Here is a 22,728-nt window from a genome sequence, read left to right on the forward strand (position 1 = left end):
CATCAAGCGGAAGGTTGCAGTTTTTCTTTTTGTGTTACTTTTGCTTTTTTCTGTCCATTGACAATAATGATTCCTACAACCACAAGCATTAAGCCAATCAAAATGGTATAGTGCATAACTTCTCCTAAAAACAAACCAGATAGCATTACACCAAACACTGGTACTAGGAACAGATACATCGACACTTTGCCAACCTTGTTATATTTCATAACGTTGTTCCACAGTATAAAGCCTGCTGCCGATAGAAATGCAAGATACACCACAAGCAACAGCGTATACCCATCAAAGACAAATGGAAGAAACCCTGCGCTTACTCCACCGACGACAATTAATCCTACTGACCCGAACAACATTTGATACGCCGTTAGATAGGATACATTCATGGATGCCGCGCGTTCTTTTGCCATAATGTTTCCATAAGCAGAAGCCATCATCGCCAGCAACAGAAGTAACTCTCCTATCCCAAATTGAACACCCGCACCGGCTTTTGGCAAATTTACCACCAACACCCCGCCAAACCCCAATACTATGCCAAGCCATTTCCTGACAGACAAGGAATCATCGGCATATAAAAAATGAGCAAACAGTATTTGAAAAAACGAAGCCGTTCCAGCAATTACCGCTCCCTGCATTCCCGTTGAATAACTTAAGCCAAAGTAGAACAATAAATATTGCAAGAATGTCTGGACTAATCCTAGTTGTGCCAATGGAATGATAGTCGCTCTTCTCAGTTTAAGCGGTTGGTTCAATAGGGTAAAAAATATAAAGATCATAACACCAGCAAGGAAAAATCGATAGCCAGCAAATAAAAGCTGCTTATCATAATCACTCGCCCCTATATCTAAAGCCGTATAACTTAGTTTAATGGCAGGAAATGCACTGCCCCACAGAAATGTCGCAAACATCGCTGCTACAATGATACCAAGCTTGCTTGTAAAAAATTTTTCAGCTTTCACGGCCATTCACCTTCTCTCCAAGCTACATTATACACACAAGATTTACATCATACATACTGTATAGTCTTGGAAAAGAAAAAATACTGGCAATCTCCACTGTATTAATCTATAATAATAACTAGATAATAATTAATATAATTTATTGATAATTACTCTCAGTAGAAAATACTCTTTGTAAGTGTTGCTGCTATCACATAGATGGCAGCTTTCATCGTTTAATAAGCTTAATGATGTTGATTATTTTTCTCAATTAGGAGGTTGGTTAATATGAAAGAAATGACAGAAAGTCTACAGAGAGAATCCGTTCTCAATAGGTTCACCACTCATATAGAACTAATTTTCGCCATAATTTCAGGGATACTAATTTTTACAGGTTGGATTCTACTAAAGTTTGATATCCAAACTGCTGCTGTCCCTATTTTCATTCTTTCGTTTTTAATTGGTGGGTACTTTAAAGCAAAAGAAGGCATACAAGATACCATTGAAGAAAAAGAACTGAATGTAGAAATGCTGATGATCATCGCAGCCATTGGTGCTGCAATCATCGGATATTGGATGGAGGGCGCCATTCTTATCTTTATTTTCGCATTAAGTGGCGCTTTAGAAACATACACAATGAACCGGAGTCAAAAAGAAATTTCCGCCCTCATGGACATTCAGCCTGAGGAAGCATTAAGAATAGTGGATGACAAGGAAGAGCGAGTGCATATTTCCGAGCTTGCCAAAGGGGAATACGTACTTGTTAAACCTGGTGAACGCATTCCAACAGACGGAAACATTGTCAGAGGAGAATCTGCGATAGATGAAGCTGCCATCACAGGCGAATCGATCCCTCTGGAGAAAAAACAAGGCGATGGGGTTTATGCAGGAACCATGAACGTTAACGGCTCAATAGTGGTGGGGGTCACCAAACTTTCTACAGAAACGTTGTTCCAAAAAATTATCAACCTTGTCCAAAACGCTCAAAGTGAAAAATCTCCTTCTCAACAATTTTTGGAACGGTTTGAAGGACCGTATGTGAAAATTGTCCTCGGGGTCGTAGCCGTCATGATGGTTCTCCCCCATTTTCTTCTCGGATGGAGCTGGAACGAAACCTTTTACCGGGCGATGATTTTACTTGTTGTTGCATCTCCTTGTGCATTAGTTGCTTCCATTATGCCTGCAACTTTGTCGGCCATCTCGAATGGGGCGCGCAAAGGAATCTTGTTTAAAGGCGGCGTGCACCTGGAGAATCTAAGCCATCTGCAAGCCATCGCTTTTGATAAAACTGGGACGCTTACGAAAGGAAAGCCTGAAGTAACAGACGTGGTAGTCCGTGAAAATATAACAGAAGACGAATTCTTATATATTGTCGGTTCCATTGAAAGCTATTCTAACCATCCGCTGGCACAGGCAATCACAGCATATGCCCGAAAAAATTGCACTAAACCGCTAATACGTCCGGATCATTTGGACGATAAAGCAGGCTGGGGAGTAAAAGGAAACTTACATGAAAAGGAATATCTTGTCGGCAAGGCAGATTATGTTGGGATAGATACTGCAAAATTGTTTGGGAATGGGATTGCAGAATCCTTCACCAATGAAGGAAAAACAGTCGTTTATGTAAAAGATGAAACTGGAATTGTCGGCATTCTGGCTTTAAAAGATGTTATTCGCAAGGAAACCGTAGAAGCTATCAAGCAACTTCAAACTCTTCAGGTTCAGACCATTATGATTACTGGTGACAGCGAACGCACAGCGGCAGCCATTGCAGATCAGGCTGCTATTGGAAAATTTGTAGCGGAATGCTTGCCAGAGACAAAAGTAGAAACTGTAAAAAATTTAAAAGAGGAATATAACATGGTCGGCATGGTTGGTGACGGGATAAATGATGCTCCGGCACTCGCAACAGCCAATGTGGGGATAGCAATGGGAGAAGGCACAGATGTAGCATTGGAAACTGCTGATGTGGTACTGATGAAAAATGATTTAGTGAAAATTGCGGAAGCCATAAAACTATCCAAAAGAATGAACAAAATCATTAAACAAAATGTCATATTCTCTATCACCGTTATTATGCTTTTAATCAGTTCCAATTTCCTTCAATTCATTGACCTTCCATTCGGTGTCATAGGCCATGAAGGCAGTACCATACTAGTTATCCTAAATGGGTTAAGATTATTACGATAAATTCACGATAAAAAAGCAGCGAGGCCAGTCCCCGCTGCTTTTTGCTATCTAGTGATACCCGTTTTGCCCGTTCGCACTTCCTGAAGTTTTATTCTTCGGTTTGTGCTTAGAGTTTTGTTTTGTACCGCCATCTTTTTTCGTATGCTTTGTCATGAAAGGTCCCTCCGATTTGGTTAGAGTGTCTTTCAACAATAGATTTCCCCTTTGAGTGAAAAATTTGTCTGGGAATTTTTATCGCACAAAGCTTTTCTTCCATTGCAGCAAAATTGCATTGATTTCTCCACCAATGATAATCATCAGACCTGAAAGGTAAAACCATACAAGCAAAACAATGATTCCTCCAAGACTCCCATACATCGCTGTATAGTTCCCAAAGTTGCTCACATAATAGGAAAACAACACCGACACAGACATCCACCCGATTGTTGCAAAAAAAGAACCTGCCAACACATCCTTTAAATGGAGACGGATGTTCGGTGCAGCCAAATACAAACAAGTTAAAACAAAAAACAAAATGACAAAACTTACTCCCCACCTAATGGTATTCCAAATGGTGATAAATTCTTCTGACAGACCGTAGGAAGAAAAAATAAACAAACCGATCTCTCTACCAAAAACAGGCAATAATAACGCCACAATAATGACAAATACCATTGCAAGGGTTAATAAAATCGCTGTGCCTCTTACTATAAAGAAATGCCTGTTTTCATTCACATCAAATGCCCTATTGAATGCCCGAACAACCGCATTGATTCCATTGGAAGCAAACCAGATAGTAGCAATGATACCAAATGACAATAGATCCCCGCGTTGTTCATTTAGTATTCGGACAACATTCGATTCAATAAGAAGCATCGTGTCCCCAGGAGCATATTGATGAATCATTCCCAACACATCATCCTGTGTAATCGGCACATAAGCAATTAAGGTGAGTAAAAAAATAAGAAACGGAAAAAGAGATAATAAGAAAAAATACGCTAACTCTGCTGACATTCCCAATGCTTCATTCCGATCTAGGCGATGAAACAGCTGTTTTCCAAAACGTAATATTCCCATTCACTCTCCTCCAGCACATATCATTTACTCTATTCTATTGTGAGCAAGTCCACCTTACGACAAGTTTTTATTTTTTCGCTCTGCCGAATCTAAATGCTTGGCAATCACTTCTTTTGTTTCCGTTACTATCTCAAGCATCTGAGGTGTCGTTTCTTTTAACTCATTCACTTTAGAACGAAGATAATCAATATCTTTTGATACATCTTCCACTGTTGTTTTCACAGATTCAATTTGATGTCGTACTGAATCAGCAATTTCCTGTGGATGCTGCATCGCATACTTTAATTTTGAACCAACACACTTGCCATTATGTATGACTGTAGTTCTTGTATTTTTATCTAATAAAGAAATGGCCCCACCGATAAGCGCCCCAATTAACATACCATCCACTAATTTATTTCTGTTCCCCATAATAATCTCTCTCCTATCCATTAGTTTTTCTCTTACATACATCTTCCGTCAATCATACCTTTATTATAAACATATTTCGAAACTTTCACGAATCTTGTACTGGTTTAATACCCCAGTTTCCAGAAGAAGATACTGTTTTTTCTCCATTCATGATAAAATAAGGAAAAGCTATGGAACGAAAGGACGGTTCAGATGAACTTAACAGAAAAATCAACCGAAAATGTAGAATATATGATTGAAGCCATCAAAGGGAAATTAAAAGTATTAAACCTTGGCGCCATTAAGCCTTCCCATTTTGATGAAGAAATGTATGAAGAGTTAAAAGATATTTATGAACTTGTCATGAGAAAACCATCATTCAGCCCGAACGAAATGCAAGCAATCGCCGAAGAACTAGGCAACCTGCGTAAACAATAACTTGATTTCTAAAACACTTACTTCGGTAGGTGTTTTTTATGTTAAATACTTTGTTAAACACCGCTGTTGATTTCCGCAAAACGGCTTCGCTTTCCTAGGGGCGCTGCTGGAGCCTCCTCGGCTACGCCTGCGGGGTCTCCACCTAGCACTATCTCCCTCAGGAGTCTTCGCCATTTGCTCCAATCAACAGCTAAAAACTTACATTTCAACATTCAACCTTTAATTAAACATAGTACTAGCCCCCCTTCCTTGTGCATATAAGTGTACAGAGGGGGGATAAGCATGGTTTTTCTATACGCAGCAACCATAGGATTTGTCTTATTATTATTTTTATTGATGGGCATCTTTCTCTATAATGTCTCACAAGGACTTAACAAAAAAGACGCCATCGAAATTGATCCTCTGCCTCCAGATCCGACAGAAGAAAATGAATCCATAAATGCAAAATGAAGCAGCCTCCAGAAGGTTGTTTCTTTTTTTATTTGGACTTAATAAGGTAAAATAAATAAGGAATAGACATACGATGAGGTGGCTTACTTTGGATACGATTACCCATACACTTTTTGGGATGACCATATACGGCGCAGTCGACAAGCGCCAAGATGACAAAAAAACGAAAATAGCAATGTTTGTCTCAGCTGTTGGGGCAAGCCAAATTCCGGACAGTGATGTCATCTCCAGCTTCTGGGATACAGAAGGCATGTATCAAATGTGGCACAGGGGCATTACCCACTCATTGTTTATGGTTCCGATTTGGGCATTGCTTTTCTTTCTAATTAGTATCTGGTTTTTAAAAAGAAAAGATTGGCGTTTTCTCTGGGTCCCGCTTATTGCTGTTTTCATCCATAACACATCAGACTTATTTAATGCTTGGGGAACAGGATACCTAGAGCCCTTCTCTACCATAAGAGTAACCTTTGGCACCATCCCAATCGTAGATTTTGTCATCTGGATAATTATTGCTATCGCCTTTTTTGCCAAAAAGCTTTGGAATAAGGAAAGACATCAACTTTATCGCTTGGTGTGGGTTCTAATAATTGCTCATATTACCTTACAAACTAGCCAGGGATATCTGTTGTACAAGCAATATGAAGACAAATACGAACAAGTCGCATTGTCTGCAAGTTTCCTCCCTTGGCATTTTTCTGTCATAGGTAAAAATGAACATACCGTGGAAATCTTTGATGATGCACTTTTCACAAAACCTAAATTGCAATACACATTAAAATCCGCAGAAGAAGCCGACCTGGACACACTATTTGCCGAAGTTCCAGAAGCAAAAACCTTATACGAATGGTCTCCATTTGTAGTAATTGTCGATGATGAAGAAAAACTGGGCATCTACGACCCAAGATTCTACCGAAACGGCCAATCATTCCTATTTGAATATATAGAAAAACAATAAATTTGAACTATTAACATCCATCTTGTTGCTTGTTTGTTGAAGTGAAAGACGCGAAACCCCTGCTGTTCTAAATAATTTATAGCTGTTGATTGAAGCAAAAGGCGAAGACTCCTGAGGGAGATAGCGGTAGCTTGAGACACCGCAGGCGTAAGCCGATGAGGCTCCAGCAGCGCCCCTAGGAAAGCGAAGCCATTTGCGGAAATCAACAGCGGCGTTTAAGGAGATTTTATAATTTTTTCGTTTTTTTTAGGTTTTCATGTATATTATTCTACTAAACTGGGAATACTATCATTAAATACTAAAAAACAAACGAGGTGCTAGAAGATGATAGTTTCAAAGAGATACTTTTTAACGGACATGGAACGTGAAAGTGTAGAACAAACATTAACTAACAAAGGCCACCTGCGCGAAGAAGTTCTAGGAATGGATGATGAAGAAATCATTCATATCTATCAAAAATACATGGTTCAAGAACTAATTACCAAATAAATAGATTTCCCTTACAAAACCGTGACAAATGTCCGGTTTTTTAGTTTGACCTCATTAATATTTCTTTTTTCAAGGCTCTGTTAAAGCATACTGTTGGTTTTTGCAGCAACCTAGCTGTTGATTGGAGCAATAGGCGAAGACTCCTGAGGGAGATAGCGTTTAGGGGAGACCCCGGAGGCGCAAGCCGAGGAGGCTCCCCAAACGCCCCTAGGAAAGCGAAGCCTAGTGCGTAAATCAACAGCGGTGTGTTTAACAGAGCCTTTTTCAATAATGATAAACATCACAAAAGGCGACCAGTTACCAATCTTGATAACGGTCGCCTATATATATTTAAGGGGGGAGAATATATGGTTATTGTGGGCTTAAACCTTTAATGAGATCTAACCTTGGTTTTACTACTTCTACCTTAATACCTTTAGCTTTGTACTTATCGACAATCTTCCTGACGTCGATTCCTTTTTTGGCTTTTTCTACAGTTTTTTGCATGTTTCAATCCCTCTATTCATTAGATTTTTGGACTTTCACACATACATTTTTAATCTATGTTCTACACTAGAACATTTGCTTGACTAGTTTCATTTCTGTTTCTTCCAACTTGCCGTCACGATAATAAGTAACTTTCATCGTATCGCCGATATTCTTTTGACTATAAAGGAATTTTCTTAAACCAAGTGCGTCCTTAATTTCTTGGTCATCTAATTTAACGATTACATCGTATTGTTTAAGACCAGCCTTATCCGCCGGAGAAGTTGGTTCTACTCCTGTAACGACGATTCCACTTTTCACTTCTTCAGGAAGCTTTAAAGTAGACCTTTGTGCTTCAAGAGGGACATCAGATAGGGAAGCTAAGCCTACTCCCATAAATGGTCTTTGCACTTCTTTATGCTTCTCTAAATCTTCGATGATTGGTTGAACTGCACGAATAGGGATGGCAAATCCTATTCCTTCTACTCTTGATTGAGCAATTTTCATGGAGTTGATTCCAATAACTTCCCCACGAAGGTTAACAAGTGCTCCACCACTGTTCCCAGGATTTATGGCTGCATCGGTTTGGATAACATCCGCTTCCCAGTCAGGCTGACCATTTTGATCTATGTCAACGGGAATAATCCGCTCTTTTCCACTAATGATTCCTTGTGTTACAGATCCAAAAAATTCAAGTCCTAGAGGGTTACCAATAGCAATGACTGGTTCACCCAGAGTGATTGCATCAGAGTCACCGAAAGTTGCAACTTGTTTGATGTTTGCATCATCTACCGTCAAGACGGCCAAATCTGTCAATGCGTCGCTGCCAACTACTTCAGCTTCCACTCTTGTTCCATCCACCAAGCTCACTTCCACTTTTGATGCTCCGTCAATAACATGTGCGTTAGTTACAATATAAGCTTTACCGTTTTCCTTCTTGTAAACAACACCCGAGCCGGTTCCAGCCTCTTGATCTCCCTGTCCACCACGTGGGTCAAACAAGGAATTTCCTCCACTTTGTATATTAACTACCCCAACTACAGCTTCAGAAACGTTTTCTACCGCATTTGTGATGTTTGTTTGTATCTTTTCGTATTCCACTTGGTCTGTTTGTACTACCGAGTTGGTTTCTACACTCATTGGTGTTGATTCAGCTGCACCGGTCTCGTTGTTATCCATGTAAAATCCCCAGTCCAAAAGGACAGGTAACATGGCTACAATTCCAAGCGCACCTACAACTCCACCTGTAACTGCCGCAAACACTACTTTTCCGAAGCTTTTTTCTTTCCTAGTTCTCTTTTGAGTTACATGATCGTCATAATAACCCATACTCGCTTCACCTCATCAATTTTTATCTACTTTTATTTAACCCTATTAGGATGAAAGTAATCTTAAAGAAAAATGAGAATATGATGAGAAAATTCAGTTGTGTTACTCTTGTTGTGTTTCTTCTAGTACACCATTTAACTTAACAGTAATCATCGTCCATTCTCCTTCTACACTATCCGCTATAATGGTACCATTGTAATTTGTCACCATTCGTTTTGCGATGGAGAGTCCAAGTCCTTGACCACCTTTTTCTCTGCTCCGTGCTTTATCTACTCTATAAAAACGATCAAAAACTTTTTCTAGATCATCTTTTGGAATTCCAATGCCATAATCTTTTATGGATAATGTAAATTGGTCTTCAATTTGTTCTGTAACAATCTCAACAGTTGTTGAACCTTTAGAATATTTCACCGCGTTATCAAGTAAAATGATGAGAACCTGTTCCAAATGCCTTTCTGCTATGGCTACTTTCATACCACTTAATAAGTTATTCTCATACTTAAATGAGAGAGAAGGGTAGAGTAAGGTGAATTTTTTCACAACTTCTTCTACGACATGGACAGGCTGTATGAAGTCCTCTGCTAATTCCAATCTGTCTGATTCAAGTCTAGTGAGTTCCAGCAACTCATAGACAAGCATTTTGAGCCGTTCTACTTCCTGTTGTGAAGCCTTTAGTGACTCTTCCAACACCTCAGGATCATTCTTCCCCCAACGGTTAAGCAATTTCAGATGTCCCTCTAAGATAGATATTGGAGTACGAAGTTCATGGGAGGCATCCTCTACAAATTGTTTTTGTTTTTGGAAAGAAATTTCTACATCATTCATCATTTCATTGAAAACATTGGACAGATCTGCTATTTCATCCTTTTGGTTTTTATCTTGCGGCACCCGTTCTTTAAAGCCGCGCATCTTAATTCGTTTCATTGTATCCGTTAGTGCTTGGATCGGGGCCAGGAGTTGTTTGGCAATAAGCATCCCGCCCACTCCGCTCAAAAGGATGGCTCCAGCACCAGCAGACCAGGTGACTAGAAAAATCAACCCTCGAAGCCGCTCATAATTCTTTAAGTCTCTTATTATTTCTATGTACCCAATAAATCCATTGGTAATCACAGGTTTTCGATGAATGAGATAATGTTTTCCATTTACCTTCACATGCTCAAGGTTTTTGCTTTCTACTGGAGTGATAAGTAATTCTCGCGGGAGATTTGTTGCAACTGCAACCAGCAGCGTTCCCTCTCTGTCGATGACACGGATAAGTTCATTTGTTTCATTTACTTTCTCTATGAAACCGCTGCTATTTACTATCTCAGACCTTCCTACAAAAAATGGTTGTTCAGAGAAATATGCTTGTATTTCTTTCATCTTTTCCTGGATATTTCGTTCCTCTTGTTCAATCATCCATGTTCTCATTACATAATATTGTACAGAGTTATAGGCTACAAAAAGGACGAATAAAACTAATGATGACCAAATAGTAATTTTCCACCTGATTGGCAGTTGCTTTATATATCTTTGCAATTTAGTCATTTTCTCATCACGTAACCTGTCCCTCGCACTGTTTGGATATAGCTCTCTTCGTTTGGTTTATCAATCTTATTGCGCAAATAACGGACATAGACATCTACAACATTAGTTTCAGCGTACGAGCCTAACTCCCATACTTTATCTAACAATAGTTCCCTTGTAAGCACCCTGTTAATATTGGTTATGAACACCACAAGTAGGTCGAATTCCCTTTTTGTCAGTTCAATCTGTTCTTCCGCCCTCGTGACGGTTCTTGCATCCAGGTCTACTTTCAGCTCTCTAAATGACAGGATATTATGTGCATCTTCCTTCTTTCCATCCATACGGCGGAAAAGTGCACGAATTCTTGCGAGTAGCTCCTCAATAGCAAATGGTTTGGACATATAGTCATCGGCACCACTATCAAGACCTGATACCTTGTCCATCACACTATCCCTTGCAGTCAACATAATGATAGGGGTTTCTTTGGCTGCACGTATTCTCCGACAAACTTCCATCCCACTAAGTCCAGGTAGCATCAGATCTAGCAAGATTATATCCCACTCTTCTTTTAATGCGAGATCAAGTCCCTCTCTCCCATCATAGGATGTGGCAACTTCAAAACCTTCATATTGTAATTCCAACTCAATAAAGCGAGCAAGATTTTTTTCGTCTTCTATTATAAGTACTTTGCACATGGTTGCACCTCCACTTTAAGTGTGGGTTCTATGATTTATTTTAGACGAATTGCCTAATTTTGAGTCTCTCTTTTATACTACCTAAATATTGGTGTTGGTGGGATGAGAATTTGATGAGAATTGAAAGTGTAACGCTGTTGTAATCCCCTTGTAAAATAAGAATAGTGCTTCAATAATTCCTTTCTATTACAAAGTTGGCCATATCTCCTCTAAAAATGGTCTTAGAATATTCTATTACCGTACTATCTTCAAGATAAGCGTAGGTTTCCAATGAAAAGCAAGGGGAGCCGGCTGGTATCTCTAGTTTTTTTTGAACTTCTTTTGAAGCTGCCACTATTTCAAGGTTTTCCACTGTTTTTTTTATGAAATGTCCATGTTCTTTTTGCAGCACATTATAAAGAGAATTTTCGCATGCTTCTATATTCAGTCCAGGGGTCTTTTTCCAAGGCAAGAAGGCAACTTCATATTGAAGAGGTTCCCCATTGACACTCCGTATTCTCTCCAGTTTATTTACAGGATCACCAGCCTTTAAATCAAATACTTCTTCCAAGAAAACATCCGCAGGAACAACTTCTAGACTTAATACTTTAATAGACGGATTTTTCCCTTGTAATGTAATTTGTTCTGAAAAATTTTCCACAGTGGAAGTGAGCTTTTGTTTTACCTTTTTCCCGGATACAAAAGTTCCACTTCCTTGCTGTTTATACACATATCCTTCCGCGGCCAGTTGCTGAAGCGCCGTTCTGACCGTAGTCCTGCTTACCTTGAATGCATTACAAAATTCTGCTTCGGTCGGTAGTTTTGAATCTGATTTATACTCCCCTGATTTAATTTTTTCTAAAATCATCTGCTTTACTTTTGTATGTAAGGTACTATCTTCTTTTGCAGTCATTTTCATCGCCCTCCAAAAAATAATTTGTCATGACAAATAATATTTGTCTTACTACCACATATATTTATTACTACAAAGTTTTAGCACCAAAAACATTTTCAAATATTACCAGAAAGGAGCTAGAGTTAGTAAAATACTTGCACTATTAATTGATAAGGAGGGGGAAGATGAATATCCTATTATGCTGTTCTGCTGGAATGTCAACAAGTTTACTTGTAACGAAGATGGAAAAAAGCGCTGCTGATCAAGGGATAGATTGCAAGATTTGGGCTGTAGGAAGTTCAGAGGTGAAAAATTATATAAATCAGGCAGATGTATTGCTTGTTGGACCTCAAGTCAGGTTTTTGATTACGCAATTTCAAAAAGATGTGGGAGGAAGAATTCCTGTTGAAGCGATTAATCCAATGCATTACGGATTATGTAATGGACAGGAAGTATTAAACCAAGCTATTGCACTCATAAAGGGGGATTCATAGATGAGAAACTTCTTAGAAAAATATATTGTGCCTTCTGCTTATAAACTCGGGAACAATCGTCATCTTCTCGCGGTAAGGGACGCATTAATCGGAATGATCGCCATTACGATGATAGGGTCGTTCGCTGTTCTACTAAACAATCTTGGTTCTATTATTAAGCCATACGGAAGAATGATGGAGGCCATTTTCGGGCCTACATGGACCACCCTAGGAGGGGATATCTGGTGGGGAACCTTTGCATTTATGACCATTTTTGCTGTTTTTGGAATCGCTCACAAATTAGCAAAATCATACGGGGATGACGGTTTTGAAGCGATGCTTATCGCTGCAGCTTGTTTCTTTATATTTGTCCCTCAAATTGGAAAGGTTCCTGAGACAGAAGGTGCTTGGGGCTTTATCCATTTCGGTTATTTCAACTCCACCTCTCTATTTACAGGAATCATTGTCGCATTATTGTCCACAGAAGTTTTCATCAGATTCACTCGTGTAAAAGCTTTCCGAATCAAGCTACCTGATGGTGTTCCACCTGCTGTTTCCGGAGCATTTGCAAAACTGATTCCTGGAATCCTAACTATCTTAGCGTTCGGAATTATCGGACTACTGTTCCGAATTTTTACTGATGGCGATCCTTTAAATGATTGGCTAAACACCGTCTTAGTTTCTCCCCTTACAAATGCAGTAGACACTCCCTTTTTCGCAGTACTCATCGTCTTTTTAGTTCATATTTTCTGGGCGGTCGGCTTACATGGAACAAATATCCTTGGTGGAATCACGACCCCACTCTTCACTTCCACGGGAACAAAAAATACCGATTTATATGCAGCGGGTGTTACAGAATTAGATCAATATGCTGTATTGGCAGGTCCATTCTTGGACGCTTTCGTGTATTTAGGAGGAGCTGGTGCGACATTAGGCTTGATTATTGCTATGTTTCTTACAGCAAGAAGACGTCATAAGCAACTTCTTGCCTTAGGTACACCACCTGGAGTTTTCCAAATCAATGAACCAATTCTATTTGGACTTCCGATTGTATTAAATCCCATCTGGTTGATTCCCTTTATTTTGGCTCCTGTAGTTATGACAATCGTCGCCTATAGTGCAATAAGTCTGGGATTGGTACATCCGGTTGTCACCGCAAGTATTCCATGGGTTACTCCAGCGGGAATAGGAGGATATCTTGCGACTGGAGGTCACATTTCCGGTGCTGTACTTGCCCTTGTAAATCTAGCCATTTCCATCCTGATCTACCTGCCATTCGTTTACTTCAATGGTAGAGCGGAGGATAGAAAATTAGAGGAGACTAAATAAGTGATATAAGGAGATATCATTATGAAAAAAGAGCAATTATATGACCTGTCGTTTCAACTGATATTACACAGTGGCAACGCTCGTAGTCTTGCTATGGAAGCACTACAGAAAGCAAAAAAAGGCGAATTCCACAAAGCATCTGAGCTGATCGAGGCTGCGGATGGGGAATTTCTGAAAGCTCATCGTTTTCAAACAGATTTGATTCAAGCGGAGGCAAAAGGCGATAAGTATGATATTCCAGTTTTACTTGTCCACGCCCAGGACCATTTGATGAATGCACTCACTGTAAAAGACTTAACACAGGAATTCATCGCACTATATCAGAAGCTCAACTAAGAAGGGTTGGAGTCGATGAAGAAAAAAGGATTGAAGATTGTTACCATTGGGGGCGGTTCCAGCTATACCCCTGAATTAATGGAAGGGTTCATCAAACGATACCACGAATTACCTGTAGAAGAAATCTGGCTTGTAGATATAGCGGAAGGGAAAGAAAAGCTAGAGATAGTCGGCAGTTTGGCAAAACGAATGGTGGAAAAAGCAAAGTTACCAATAAAAGTTCATCTAACTTTAAATCGTAAGGAAGCCTTAAAAGATGCTGATTTTGTCACTACACAAATCCGTGTAGGGATGCTTGAGGCCAGAGCAAAGGATGAACGTATTCCAATGAAATATGGCGTACTTGGCCAAGAAACTAATGGTGCAGGAGGCTTTTTCAAAGCCCTTCGCACCATTCCCGTCATCCTGGAAATTTGCAAGGAGATGGAAACCCTTTGCCCCGATGCCTGGCTCATCAATTTTACCAATCCTGCGGGAATGATAACAGAAGCTGTTCTGCGTCATTCCCGCATTCAAAAGGTTGTAGGATTGTGCAATGTTCCAATCGGAATGGAGATGGGTGCCGCACAGGTTCTCGGTGTTGATGCCAGCCGCCTTCGTATTGATTTTGCCGGCCTTAATCACCTTGTTTATGGCTTAGATGTTTTTGTGGATGGCATCAGTGTAAAGGAAAATTTGTTGTCATTGCTGATTGAAAGCAAGGACTCCATTGTAATGAAAAATATCCATGCATTAGGCTGGGAACCTGCGTTTTTGAAAGCACTTAACCTCTTCCCTTGTCCATATCATACCTATTATTACAAAACAAGAGACATGCTGGAAAAGGATTGGGAAGCAAGCAAAAATGTTGGTACACGCGCAGACGTCGTCAAATCATTGGAAACTTCCTTGTTTGAACTATACAAAGATCCTGACCTTTCTGTTAAGCCACCACAACTGGAGCAAAGAGGTGGCGCCTATTATAGCGACGCAGCATGTCGCCTCATTCATTCCATTTATACAGATAAACGCGACATCCAACCGGTAAACACAAAGAACAATGGAGCTATTATGGGAATTCCTGCAGATTCTGCCGTGGAGGTGAGCTGTGTCATTACTAAAGATGGACCGAAGCCATTAGCGGTAGGCGAACTTCCTATTGCAGTTCAAGGATTAGTGCATACGATCAAATCATTTGAACGGATAACCATTGAAGCTGCTATCAATGGTGACTATAACCAAGCACTCCTTGCGTTGACCATCAACCCTCTTATTGGGTCTGATAAGCTCGCCAAACAAATTTTAGATGAAATGCTTGTGGCACATAAAGATTTTTTACCTAACTTTTTCAAAGATGGGAGCAGTTTATGATCAGATTGATTGTAAATGCAGATGATTTTGGTTTATGCCAAGGTGTGAACTATGGAATCTTGGACAGCCATTTATATGGAATTGTCACCTCTACTACCATGATGATGAACATGCCTGGCACTGAGCATGCCATTGAACTGGCAAAGGCTCATCCGGCATTAGGGGTAGGCATCCATCTCGTTCTAACCGGAGGCTACCCAATTAATCAGGATGTGCCTTCACTAGTTGATGAAAAGGGTGCCTTTTTGCGGTTATCTGCTGTTAATAGTAATACAGGTGAAATTCCGTGGAAGCTGAAAGAAGTGGAACGGGAATGGGATGCCCAAATCAAAAAGTTTCTAGCTAGTGGCCTCCATCCCACTCATCTGGACAGTCACCATCATGTTCACACATTGCCTCAACTGCTTCCGGTCATACAAAAACTTGCCAAACAATATAATCTTCCTGTTAGAGCAAATGGTTTATTTACACTACCTAAAATAAAATCTTTTACCGACATATGCTTACTGGACTTTTATGGAGATTCTATCGAGCCAAATTATTTTGAAAGACTCCCTCATTATGTGGCAGACGAAACAACTGTCGAGGTGATGTGCCATCCGGCTTATTTAGATTCATTTTTGTTAGAAAACTCCAGCTATCATGTCCAACGTGTTAAGGAATTAGATATATTAATCAATAGCGATATACCAGATGGGGTGGTATTAGGCTAAACTTCTAGGACCTCTTCAGCTTCAACCAGAAACTCTTCACAGAAAAGCCGGCTATTCCTGATACTAAAGGTCTAGCCGGCCAATTACGTTATACTTTAATCGAATTTTCTCATGATTTGTGATTGATAATCTTTAAAAACGGCTGAATTGGCTTCTTTTTTCTTCTTTTGGATGAGTTGCTGAAGCCGAAGCTGTTTTTCAGTCAATCTTTGGTTCAAACGAGCTTCCTCCGCTTCACTATTTGCACCATCAATAAGGTCCTCCAAATATTCAATTTCTGTCCGCACTTGTTGTTCTTCCATCATTCCTGCATTTTTCATCATTTTGTAGGCCATTCTCATTTCTGGAGGTACATTCGATAAATCCTCAAGCTCCAAACGTTTTCCGTATCCTGGCAGGTTTTCAAATTCTCCATCTTCATAAGCTTTTTTGATTTTTTCATCTGTTAGTCGAAAAAAGTCCACCGCACTCACCCTTTTCCATTTCATTACTACCAGTTTACCCCATTTCCATCCAAAAGAGTGTGTATTTTTTCTGAACATTCTAACAACCCCCAACAAAATTTACTATTGTCGGAAGGGTGTTTGCGCGTTATAATACATGTTTGTGGGTCCTGTGCGGCCGGGTGGGAGAGGGAAACTGAATAAGGTGTTTTTATATGCTTCAATGGATGAAGAATTCATTTGATTTGGCTGGTCATGAGACGACTTTAAAACGTGAAATGATGGCCGGAATGATCTCTTTCTTTACCATTGTGTACATTATTGCTGTTAATGCAACGATTCTTGCAGAAGCAGGTATTCCGATGGAAGCCGGAATCATCGCCACTATCCTCACTTGTGTAGTGGGCTGTTGGCTGATGGGGTTTTGGGCAAATGCGCCGATCATCCTCGTTCCTGGTATGGGAATCAACGCTATGTTTACCTATACGCTGGTTCACTCTATGGGATTAACCTGGCAAGAAGCATTGGGCGTTGTAGTAGTTTCTGGTGTGATAGTAACGATTATCTCGTTTACAAAACTTGCACAAGTGCTACTCGAGGCGATTCCAAGCTCTTTAAAGCATGCGATTACGGTTGGGTTGGGATTATTTTTAACCCTGATCGGTTTAGAAAAAGGCGGTCTTATCGTTAAGGGTGAAAACTCCCTATTATCACTAGGAGATGTTTCTAATCCTTATGTGGTTGCCACAATTCTGACTGTTATTTTAGCCGTTACGTTATTTATGCGAAATGTCCCAGCCAACTTTTTAATTAGTATTGTTGCTGGTACCATTATTGCAGCTGTATTAGGAGTGGTAAGCTTTTCTGATGTTGGAGGAAGTGCTTTACCGATGGATAGCTATCTTTCCTTATTTGGTGCCGTTTCATTTGCAAAGATTGGAGAGTTCACATTTTTAGTGGCTGTCTTCTCTTTAACGATGGTTCTCCTGTTTGAGAACATCGGGCTTATCAACGGGCACCTTGGAATGATTAACCGCCCCGAAAAGTTCAAACGTTCCTTCCAGGCGAACGGAATTTCTATCTTAACAAGTGGACTTTTCGGTACCAGCCCTACCGTTTCAACAGTAGAAACGGCAGCAGGTATTGCGGCTGGCGGAAGAACCGGTGTAACAGCAATAACGACAGGAAGCCTATTTTTGCTTTCCATTTTTGCAATTCCCTTCATTAAAATAATTCCTGGCAGTGCGATCGCGCCAATCTTGATGATCATTGGTGTACTGATGCTTCAATCAGTAAAGCAAATCGACTTCCAAGACTTATCAGAAGGTTTCCCTGCATTTCTAGTAATTGTAATGATCCCATTCTCTTACTCTATCGCAGACGGAATTGCATTCGGATTCATCGCCTACCCGCTAATGAAGCTGGTACTAGGCAAAGCAAAAGAAGTCTCCGCCCCACTTTACGTGATTGCGGCGCTCTTCTTCCTGACGTTTCTAACAAATGTGCATTAATGGTTCGAAGATTGATTTTAGATTGATTGATATATATAAGTAGAAAGATATTGAAAAAAATCCTTGAGGGGGTCAGACCCCTCAAGGATTTTTTAAGTTAGCGTCGAATACTTAACAGTTACTCCAAATTTTCCTTTATTTCTATTCTGTCTTCACCTTACAAACGCCTCAGGTCGATCTGAAAATGCATCGACGAGCCATCTTGGATGCATGGGCAACAGGTCATGCGGCAATTTGTTTGGGGCAAAGAATTCTAGCTCTATTAATGAAGGGTCCTTCTTAGTTGTAGTCCCTCCCGTAATTTCGGCTTCAAAATAGGATGTAACAAACTGGACTAAGCGCCCATCCGGGTATTCGAAGGTTTGTGATTCTGGGTCAGAGTAGACTCCAATCAGGCGGTACGGATCGACCACCAGTCCTGTATCTTGATACACTTCGCGCACAGCCGCTTCCTCCACTGTCTCACCCGGCTCAACATGCCCGGCTGGAATAGTCCATAACCCCACATCTGCTCGCTTTTGCAATAAGATTCTTTTTTGTTCATCAAAGATGATCACTGCCACTGCAGGATACATACTGATCTGTTTTTGTTTATTCATCATAGGAATACTCCTAACACTGCTTTTTTACTAGTCTAACGCGGTCGCACGCCACTTTCAACGGAAAGCCCGAGGTATAGCCAAAAATAGGTCTTTATTCCAAATTATTTATTCCATATTGTTCTTATTTATGGTTAGATGCTACCAATCTCACACTCTACCCCCATAAAAAAACCAGCGCCCAATTAAACACGCTGGTTCATTCCATTCATCGTTCGAATCTCTTCTTTTGTCACGTCCGTACCCAGTTCATAAATGGCTACGATAATTTTATCGAGGATTAATTGTTGCTTGTCCCGATGCTCTTGCGTGCTTTTTTCATTTAACGGGCTTTTAAATGCATCTGGACTATATTCTGTCCTATGCAGTTCCTCAAAAAGTCTTTCAATCTCATGAATTTCTTCCTGCGTTGCAAGGACTTCATAATATTTAACCTGTTCGTCAAATGGTTCCCGGTGAATTTGACCCGTTTCCATTGTTACATAGTATATAAACTTGTCCAACGGAATTTCCTCCTTTCAAACACCATATCCTTACGCACTTTTTGTGCTGGTGGACGTGCTTTTTCTTTCTTTATAATAACGGAATCCTTCTTTCACCAATATCGGTAACACTGCAATAAATACTCTTTTAAATAGTTTACTCATTCTATCGCCTCCTTGTTTTTATAGTGTTGTAATACCCGCAGTCTTAACGCATAAAACAAATTCATTTTTCACTTGAGCACATTCAAGAGCATATTATTAGTTTTAATTCAAAGTATTGTGGTATATAGTAGTTATACAGGAGATGCACATCACCTGTACATAAATTATACAAAAGGGAGAGATTTGATTGAAAAAGTTACGTTTATTGATTGCAGGTATCGCAAGTATTTTGGCATTCTCGGTATTAGGAAGCTTTGCAAGTGCAGATGACCACGCAATGGTTCGTATCATTCACGCTTCACCTGATGCTCCAGCAGTTGATGTTTATGTAAATGGCGAAGCAACAGTGGAAAATGCAGAATTCAAAGCAGCTACTGATTATATGAACCTGCCAGCAGGAACGCACAAAGTTGAAATCTATGCAGCTGGAACGATGGGCGAAGCAGATCCGGTTATCGCTACTGATTTAACAGTTGAAGCTGGAATGTCTTATACTGTTGCAGCAATCAACACAGTGGAAAACCTTGAATTATCCGTTACTACTGATGACAACATGGTAGCTGAAGGTCAATCAAAAATTCGTGTAGGTCACTTCTCACCTGATGCACCTGCAGTAAATGTTGGATTAATTGGTGGAGATGACGTTTTCTCTGGTGCTGAATTTAAAGCAGTAACAGATTACATGACATTGGATGCTGGAACGTATGATTTGGAAGTTCGTACTGCTGATGGTGGAGAGCAAGTATTAGACTTGTCTGGTACAATGCTTGAGGAAAATAAAGTTTACTCTGTATATGCAATCAACACAGTAGACAGCATTGAAGTACTATTATTAGAAGATAACACGATGATGCCAAGCGAAATGCCTCAAACAGGTATGGGTGGTGCTTCACAATCTAACGGAATCAACTCTTGGGCTTTAATTGCTGGCCTTCTAGTAGTTGGAGCAGCGGCTGTTGGAGTGCGTCGCTTTGCGGCACAAAAATAATAAGAAACTAATAGGTCTGTTGGGAAGCCTACTAATCTTCACCACAGCATGTACACCTATTACACAAAATGAAGCTGATACAAATCTTCCGCCGGAGTCAGTCAAAGCTCCGGCGGAAGAAATAGCTTCACAAGTAGATGAAAATGACAACAAACCTGATGATAAAAATCAAGCTAACTCTAACAAACCAGAAATGACTATTCCTCCCAAAGGCATCATTCCTACTAGGCTCACCATTCCTGCCATCAATGTTGATGCCAATGTGAAACCATACGGGCTCGATGAATCAGGTGCGATGGCTGTTCCTGAAGATGGAGAAACTGTCGCTTGGTTTGAACCTGGAACAAAACCTGGTGCAAAAGGAAATGCAGTGTTGGCTGCACACGTTGACGACTACACTGGCCCCGCCATTTTTTTCTATTTGAAAGATTTGGAGATTGGTGATGAGATTATTGTGGAAGATGGTAACCAAACCTTAACCTTTGTGGTAACTGGCAAGGAAGCTTATCCGTACAATCAAGCACCGATTCGGACCATATTTGGACCAACAAACAAGCAACGATTAAACTTGATTACTTGCACAGGTCTATATGATCGTAAAACAAACAACCATCAAGAACGCCTGGTTGTCTACACGGAATTAAAAGAAACCTGAAGCGCCTCTATAAAAGAGAGAACTTCAGGTTTTTTAATAGGTTTTAATGGAGAAGGTGATCTTTCCTTCTTCAGATTCACGATAAGTAATACCTGAAGCATCAAACGAAGAAAGAAGCACTTCTTTTTCTACCTTTTCAAGCTTTTCAAGTTCAGACAACTTTTCCTCAATGTCTTCTTCCCCAAGCCTAACATTCTGCTGATATTGATAGAAAAACATATACCTCGCAGTTATTAGCCCTGCTGCTGCTTCTTGATGCTCTTTCCACTTTAGTGGAACAGACAATTTACTTGCAGTAACCATAAGGGAACGAAATTCCTTTTCGTCTTCTTTGGCAAAATCAGATACGGTACCATTCTTCAGGGAGTCTTCCACAGAATCGGTATAATGTTTACTTTTTAACAAAAGTTGATTCATTTCATTTACATAATTCGCTACTTCTTCCTGACTCTTCACTTTCATCCCATCATAAAAGCTTAGAAAAGTGATGCCCCCCACAATTAGGGCCAACGCCATTAAGAAAAAAGTAACCGTTCTAGGATTAATATCCCAAAAGCGATCGTCTTCTATTTCTTCTATTTCTTTTTGCTCATTACGAAAAATCATAGGCAGTATATCCCCGTTTTTTTCTAGAATATAACATAACTATCCAGTAAAATCCATGAGTTTCTAATAGTTTGATAGTGTATTTACTCCTTACATTCCCCCTAAATATATTACCATATTATTCTAGTTATTTCACCCCCACAAAACGACATTCTTCGTAGAAAGTATATAAGAGACCTAAACTAACTAACTAAAAGATTGGGTGAATGGATTATGTTTTCAACAACTGAAATTGGGATCGACTTAGGTACAGCGAATACGCTGGTTTATAGTAAAAGTAAAGGGATTGTGTTCAATGAACCGTCCGTTGTAGCAATTGATTTAGAAACAAAGGCCGTGCTTGCTGTTGGTACAGAAGCAAAAAACATGATTGGGAAGACTCCAGGAAGAATCGTAGCAGTTCGACCATTGAAGGATGGCGTTATCGCAGATTTCGACATCACGACAAGCATGTTAAAGCAAATCATGAAAAAAGCGGGCAAAGCGATGGGCTTCTCCATCCGTAAGCCAAGTGTGGTTGTATGTACACCATCTGGCTCTACGTCTGTTGAGCGTCGTGCGATTCAAGACGCGGTAAAAAACTGTGGAGCTAAACATGTACATTTGATTGAAGAACCTGTAGCAGCTGCAATCGGTGCAGACTTACCGGTAGACGAGCCTGTGGCTAACGTGGTAGTAGACATCGGAGGCGGTACAACGGAAGTTGCCATCATCTCCTACGGTGGCGTAGTTTCTTGTAACTCTATCCGTGTAGGTGGAGACCAGTTTGATGACGATATCGTGCATCACGTACGCAAAAACTACAACCTGTTGATTGGTGAGCGTACAGCTGAGCAAATCAAAATGACGATTGGTTATGCACTAGTGGACCATGAAGAAATCACAATGGAAATCCGCGGTCGTGACCTTGTAACAGGTCTACCAAAAACAATCGAATTGCATTCTACTGAAATTCAAAAAGCAATCAAAGAATCTTTATTGCACATCCTTGAAGCTATCCGTGCAACGCTCGAAGATTGCCCTCCTGAACTAAGTGGGGACATTGTTGACAGAGGGGTTATTATCACTGGTGGCGGAGCTCTGTTGAACGGCATGCAGGAATGGTTAAGTAATGAGATCGTTGTGCCTGTGTATGTTGCACCAAACCCATTGGAGTCTGTTGCGATCGGTACCGGGAAATCATTGACTGTTATTCATAAGCTGCAAAAGGCCGCTACTTAATTTTAAAAATACAACAAAACCGAGCTCCTATCTCAGGGCTCGGTTTTTTGTGTGTTAAGGATTTTAGTTTTTTTGCCATACGCCG

General features: G+C 40.2%; 26 protein-coding genes. 14 read left to right on the forward strand and 12 right to left on the reverse strand.

Annotated elements, in window-relative coordinates; translation table 11 throughout:
- Positions 1 to 2 precede the first annotated feature (2 nt).
- Entirely contained in the window at positions 3 to 956 is a 954-nt protein-coding gene (locus FZC76_RS13255; protein WP_148989035.1) for a DMT family transporter, read from the reverse strand.
- Positions 957 to 1,223: 267 nt separating this feature from the next.
- Here FZC76_RS13255 and FZC76_RS13260 point away from each other — a divergent pair, with 267 nt between their 5' ends.
- On the forward strand, positions 1,224 to 3,125 hold the full coding sequence (locus tag FZC76_RS13260) for a heavy metal translocating P-type ATPase (RefSeq protein ID WP_148988656.1): 1,902 nt from the start codon (positions 1,224 to 1,226) through the stop codon (positions 3,123 to 3,125).
- A 231-nt stretch (positions 3,126 to 3,356) separates the two neighbouring features.
- On the opposite strand, the gene FZC76_RS13265 is transcribed toward FZC76_RS13260, so the two are convergent.
- Positions 3,357 to 4,181 (reverse strand): YihY/virulence factor BrkB family protein, encoded by an 825-nt coding sequence (locus FZC76_RS13265; protein WP_148988657.1) that lies wholly within the window; start codon positions 4,179 to 4,181, stop codon positions 3,357 to 3,359.
- Between the two features lie 54 nt (positions 4,182 to 4,235).
- A complete protein-coding gene (locus FZC76_RS13270) occupies positions 4,236 to 4,592 on the reverse strand; it encodes a YtxH domain-containing protein (RefSeq protein ID WP_148988658.1) in 357 nt (118 codons plus the stop codon).
- A gap of 192 nt (positions 4,593 to 4,784) precedes the next feature.
- Between FZC76_RS13270 and FZC76_RS13275 the strand changes: the two genes are divergently transcribed.
- The 4 genes from FZC76_RS13275 (at position 4,785) to FZC76_RS23080 (ending at position 6,903) form a co-directional block, all read left to right on the forward strand.
- Positions 4,785 to 5,009 (forward strand): DUF1128 domain-containing protein, encoded by a 225-nt coding sequence (locus FZC76_RS13275; RefSeq protein ID WP_010191662.1) that lies wholly within the window; start codon positions 4,785 to 4,787, stop codon positions 5,007 to 5,009.
- Between the two features lie 282 nt (positions 5,010 to 5,291).
- The gene (locus tag FZC76_RS23075) at positions 5,292 to 5,459 is read left to right on the forward strand and encodes a hypothetical protein (RefSeq protein ID WP_187442068.1); all 168 of its coding nucleotides are present in this window, start codon (positions 5,292 to 5,294) and stop codon (positions 5,457 to 5,459) included.
- 88 nt (positions 5,460 to 5,547) lie between these two features.
- Positions 5,548 to 6,414, forward strand: coding sequence for a metal-dependent hydrolase (locus FZC76_RS13280; RefSeq protein WP_148988659.1), 867 nt, complete (start codon positions 5,548 to 5,550; stop codon positions 6,412 to 6,414).
- 324 nt (positions 6,415 to 6,738) lie between these two features.
- Positions 6,739 to 6,903, forward strand: a complete 165-nt coding sequence (locus tag FZC76_RS23080; protein WP_187442069.1) for a hypothetical protein — start codon at positions 6,739 to 6,741, stop codon at positions 6,901 to 6,903.
- Positions 6,904 to 7,254: 351 nt separating this feature from the next.
- Here the strand turns inward: FZC76_RS23080 and FZC76_RS23485 are convergent, their stop codons facing one another.
- The 5 genes from FZC76_RS23485 to FZC76_RS13300 form a co-directional block, all read right to left on the reverse strand.
- On the reverse strand, positions 7,255 to 7,389 hold the full coding sequence (locus tag FZC76_RS23485; protein WP_010191666.1) for a hypothetical protein: 135 nt from the start codon (positions 7,387 to 7,389) through the stop codon (positions 7,255 to 7,257).
- Between the two features lie 66 nt (positions 7,390 to 7,455).
- On the reverse strand, positions 7,456 to 8,697 hold the full coding sequence (locus FZC76_RS13285) for a S1C family serine protease (RefSeq protein WP_148988660.1): 1,242 nt from the start codon (positions 8,695 to 8,697) through the stop codon (positions 7,456 to 7,458).
- A 102-nt stretch (positions 8,698 to 8,799) separates the two neighbouring features.
- Positions 8,800 to 10,224 (reverse strand): sensor histidine kinase, encoded by a 1,425-nt coding sequence (locus FZC76_RS13290; RefSeq protein ID WP_148988661.1) that lies wholly within the window; start codon positions 10,222 to 10,224, stop codon positions 8,800 to 8,802.
- Positions 10,221 to 10,898 (reverse strand): response regulator transcription factor, encoded by a 678-nt coding sequence (locus tag FZC76_RS13295; RefSeq protein WP_148988662.1) that lies wholly within the window; start codon positions 10,896 to 10,898, stop codon positions 10,221 to 10,223. The genes FZC76_RS13290 and FZC76_RS13295 overlap by 4 nt, the downstream gene beginning before the upstream one ends.
- A 169-nt stretch (positions 10,899 to 11,067) precedes the next feature.
- Positions 11,068 to 11,790 (reverse strand): GntR family transcriptional regulator, encoded by a 723-nt coding sequence (locus FZC76_RS13300; protein ID WP_262372597.1) that lies wholly within the window; start codon positions 11,788 to 11,790, stop codon positions 11,068 to 11,070.
- Positions 11,791 to 11,957: 167 nt separating this feature from the next.
- On the opposite strand from FZC76_RS13300, the gene FZC76_RS13305 reads away from it, so the two are divergent.
- From FZC76_RS13305 to chbG, 5 genes are read left to right on the forward strand one after another with little or no spacing between them, the layout of a single operon-like run.
- On the forward strand, positions 11,958 to 12,266 hold the full coding sequence (locus FZC76_RS13305; protein WP_148988664.1) for a PTS sugar transporter subunit IIB: 309 nt from the start codon (positions 11,958 to 11,960) through the stop codon (positions 12,264 to 12,266).
- Positions 12,267 to 13,574, forward strand: a complete 1,308-nt coding sequence (locus tag FZC76_RS13310; protein WP_148988665.1) for a PTS sugar transporter subunit IIC — start codon at positions 12,267 to 12,269, stop codon at positions 13,572 to 13,574.
- A 21-nt stretch (positions 13,575 to 13,595) separates the two neighbouring features.
- Positions 13,596 to 13,910: a PTS lactose/cellobiose transporter subunit IIA gene (locus tag FZC76_RS13315; RefSeq protein WP_148988666.1), complete on the forward strand. Its 315-nt coding sequence runs from the start codon at positions 13,596 to 13,598 to the stop codon at positions 13,908 to 13,910.
- 15 nt (positions 13,911 to 13,925) lie between these two features.
- Positions 13,926 to 15,260 carry a 6-phospho-beta-glucosidase gene (locus tag FZC76_RS13320; RefSeq protein WP_148988667.1) on the forward strand — a complete coding sequence of 445 codons (1,335 nt, stop codon included), beginning with the start codon at positions 13,926 to 13,928 and terminating at the stop codon, positions 15,258 to 15,260.
- Positions 15,257 to 15,973, forward strand: a complete 717-nt coding sequence (gene chbG, locus FZC76_RS13325) for a chitin disaccharide deacetylase (RefSeq protein ID WP_148988668.1) — start codon at positions 15,257 to 15,259, stop codon at positions 15,971 to 15,973. The genes FZC76_RS13320 and chbG overlap by 4 nt, the downstream gene beginning before the upstream one ends.
- Positions 15,974 to 16,068: 95 nt before the next feature.
- On the opposite strand, the gene FZC76_RS13330 is transcribed toward chbG, so the two are convergent.
- A complete protein-coding gene (locus FZC76_RS13330; protein WP_262372600.1) occupies positions 16,069 to 16,515 on the reverse strand; it encodes a DnaJ family domain-containing protein in 447 nt (148 codons plus the stop codon).
- A 116-nt stretch (positions 16,516 to 16,631) separates the two neighbouring features.
- On the opposite strand from FZC76_RS13330, the gene FZC76_RS13335 reads away from it, so the two are divergent.
- Positions 16,632 to 17,927, forward strand: a complete 1,296-nt coding sequence (locus tag FZC76_RS13335) for an NCS2 family permease (protein ID WP_148988669.1) — start codon at positions 16,632 to 16,634, stop codon at positions 17,925 to 17,927.
- Between the two features lie 152 nt (positions 17,928 to 18,079).
- On the opposite strand, the gene FZC76_RS13340 is transcribed toward FZC76_RS13335, so the two are convergent.
- Both FZC76_RS13340 and FZC76_RS13345 read right to left on the reverse strand, forming a co-directional pair.
- Positions 18,080 to 18,529, reverse strand: coding sequence for an NUDIX domain-containing protein (locus FZC76_RS13340; RefSeq protein ID WP_262372601.1), 450 nt, complete (start codon positions 18,527 to 18,529; stop codon positions 18,080 to 18,082).
- Between the two features lie 182 nt (positions 18,530 to 18,711).
- Positions 18,712 to 19,029: a hypothetical protein gene (locus FZC76_RS13345; protein WP_148988670.1), complete on the reverse strand. Its 318-nt coding sequence runs from the start codon at positions 19,027 to 19,029 to the stop codon at positions 18,712 to 18,714.
- Between the two features lie 331 nt (positions 19,030 to 19,360).
- Between FZC76_RS13345 and FZC76_RS13350 the strand changes: the two genes are divergently transcribed.
- Together FZC76_RS13350 and FZC76_RS13355 are read left to right on the forward strand one after the other, a co-directional pair.
- Positions 19,361 to 20,161 carry a DUF4397 domain-containing protein gene (locus tag FZC76_RS13350; protein ID WP_148988671.1) on the forward strand — a complete coding sequence of 267 codons (801 nt, stop codon included), beginning with the start codon at positions 19,361 to 19,363 and terminating at the stop codon, positions 20,159 to 20,161.
- Positions 20,145 to 20,816: a class F sortase gene (locus FZC76_RS13355; protein WP_148988672.1), complete on the forward strand. Its 672-nt coding sequence runs from the start codon at positions 20,145 to 20,147 to the stop codon at positions 20,814 to 20,816. Before FZC76_RS13350 ends, FZC76_RS13355 begins: the two co-directional genes overlap by 17 nt.
- A gap of 33 nt (positions 20,817 to 20,849) precedes the next feature.
- On the opposite strand, the gene FZC76_RS13360 is transcribed toward FZC76_RS13355, so the two are convergent.
- Entirely contained in the window at positions 20,850 to 21,422 is a 573-nt protein-coding gene (locus FZC76_RS13360; protein ID WP_148988673.1) for a hypothetical protein, read from the reverse strand.
- A gap of 213 nt (positions 21,423 to 21,635) precedes the next feature.
- On the opposite strand from FZC76_RS13360, the gene mreBH reads away from it, so the two are divergent.
- Entirely contained in the window at positions 21,636 to 22,643 is a 1,008-nt protein-coding gene (gene mreBH / locus FZC76_RS13365) for a rod-share determining protein MreBH (RefSeq protein ID WP_060664306.1), read from the forward strand.
- Positions 22,644 to 22,728 lie beyond the last annotated feature (85 nt).

Source organism: Sutcliffiella horikoshii, assembly GCF_008180725.1.
GTDB classification, from domain to species: domain Bacteria; phylum Bacillota; class Bacilli; order Bacillales; family Bacillaceae_I; genus Sutcliffiella_A; species Sutcliffiella_A horikoshii_B.

What these genes read in the sequence shown, in the direction of transcription:
- FZC76_RS13275 (WP_010191662.1), top strand. Translation starts at nt 4,785, where the DNA reads ATGAACTTAACAGAAAAATCAACCGAAAATGTAGAATATATGATTGAA.
- FZC76_RS13320 (WP_148988667.1), top strand. Translation starts at nt 13,926, where the DNA reads ATGAAGAAAAAAGGATTGAAGATTGTTACCATTGGGGGCGGTTCCAGC.
- FZC76_RS13290 (WP_148988661.1), bottom strand. Translation starts at nt 10,224, where the DNA reads ATGACTAAATTGCAAAGATATATAAAGCAACTGCCAATCAGGTGGAAA.
- FZC76_RS23075 (WP_187442068.1), top strand. Translation starts at nt 5,292, where the DNA reads ATGGTTTTTCTATACGCAGCAACCATAGGATTTGTCTTATTATTATTT.
- FZC76_RS13300 (WP_262372597.1), bottom strand. Translation starts at nt 11,790, where the DNA reads ATGACTGCAAAAGAAGATAGTACCTTACATACAAAAGTAAAGCAGATG.
- FZC76_RS13315 (WP_148988666.1), top strand. Translation starts at nt 13,596, where the DNA reads ATGAAAAAAGAGCAATTATATGACCTGTCGTTTCAACTGATATTACAC.
- FZC76_RS23485 (WP_010191666.1), bottom strand. Translation starts at nt 7,389, where the DNA reads ATGCAAAAAACTGTAGAAAAAGCCAAAAAAGGAATCGACGTCAGGAAG.
- chbG (WP_148988668.1), top strand. Translation starts at nt 15,257, where the DNA reads ATGATCAGATTGATTGTAAATGCAGATGATTTTGGTTTATGCCAAGGT.
- FZC76_RS13360 (WP_148988673.1), bottom strand. Translation starts at nt 21,422, where the DNA reads ATGATTTTTCGTAATGAGCAAAAAGAAATAGAAGAAATAGAAGACGAT.
- FZC76_RS13265 (WP_148988657.1), bottom strand. Translation starts at nt 4,181, where the DNA reads ATGGGAATATTACGTTTTGGAAAACAGCTGTTTCATCGCCTAGATCGG.
- FZC76_RS13260 (WP_148988656.1), top strand. Translation starts at nt 1,224, where the DNA reads ATGAAAGAAATGACAGAAAGTCTACAGAGAGAATCCGTTCTCAATAGG.
- FZC76_RS13305 (WP_148988664.1), top strand. Translation starts at nt 11,958, where the DNA reads ATGAATATCCTATTATGCTGTTCTGCTGGAATGTCAACAAGTTTACTT.
- FZC76_RS13270 (WP_148988658.1), bottom strand. Translation starts at nt 4,592, where the DNA reads ATGGGGAACAGAAATAAATTAGTGGATGGTATGTTAATTGGGGCGCTT.
- mreBH (WP_060664306.1), top strand. Translation starts at nt 21,636, where the DNA reads ATGTTTTCAACAACTGAAATTGGGATCGACTTAGGTACAGCGAATACG.
- FZC76_RS13330 (WP_262372600.1), bottom strand. Translation starts at nt 16,515, where the DNA reads ATGTTCAGAAAAAATACACACTCTTTTGGATGGAAATGGGGTAAACTG.
- FZC76_RS13335 (WP_148988669.1), top strand. Translation starts at nt 16,632, where the DNA reads ATGCTTCAATGGATGAAGAATTCATTTGATTTGGCTGGTCATGAGACG.
- FZC76_RS13340 (WP_262372601.1), bottom strand. Translation starts at nt 18,529, where the DNA reads ATGATGAATAAACAAAAACAGATCAGTATGTATCCTGCAGTGGCAGTG.
- FZC76_RS13295 (WP_148988662.1), bottom strand. Translation starts at nt 10,898, where the DNA reads ATGTGCAAAGTACTTATAATAGAAGACGAAAAAAATCTTGCTCGCTTT.
- FZC76_RS23080 (WP_187442069.1), top strand. Translation starts at nt 6,739, where the DNA reads ATGATAGTTTCAAAGAGATACTTTTTAACGGACATGGAACGTGAAAGT.
- FZC76_RS13310 (WP_148988665.1), top strand. Translation starts at nt 12,267, where the DNA reads ATGAGAAACTTCTTAGAAAAATATATTGTGCCTTCTGCTTATAAACTC.
- FZC76_RS13285 (WP_148988660.1), bottom strand. Translation starts at nt 8,697, where the DNA reads ATGGGTTATTATGACGATCATGTAACTCAAAAGAGAACTAGGAAAGAA.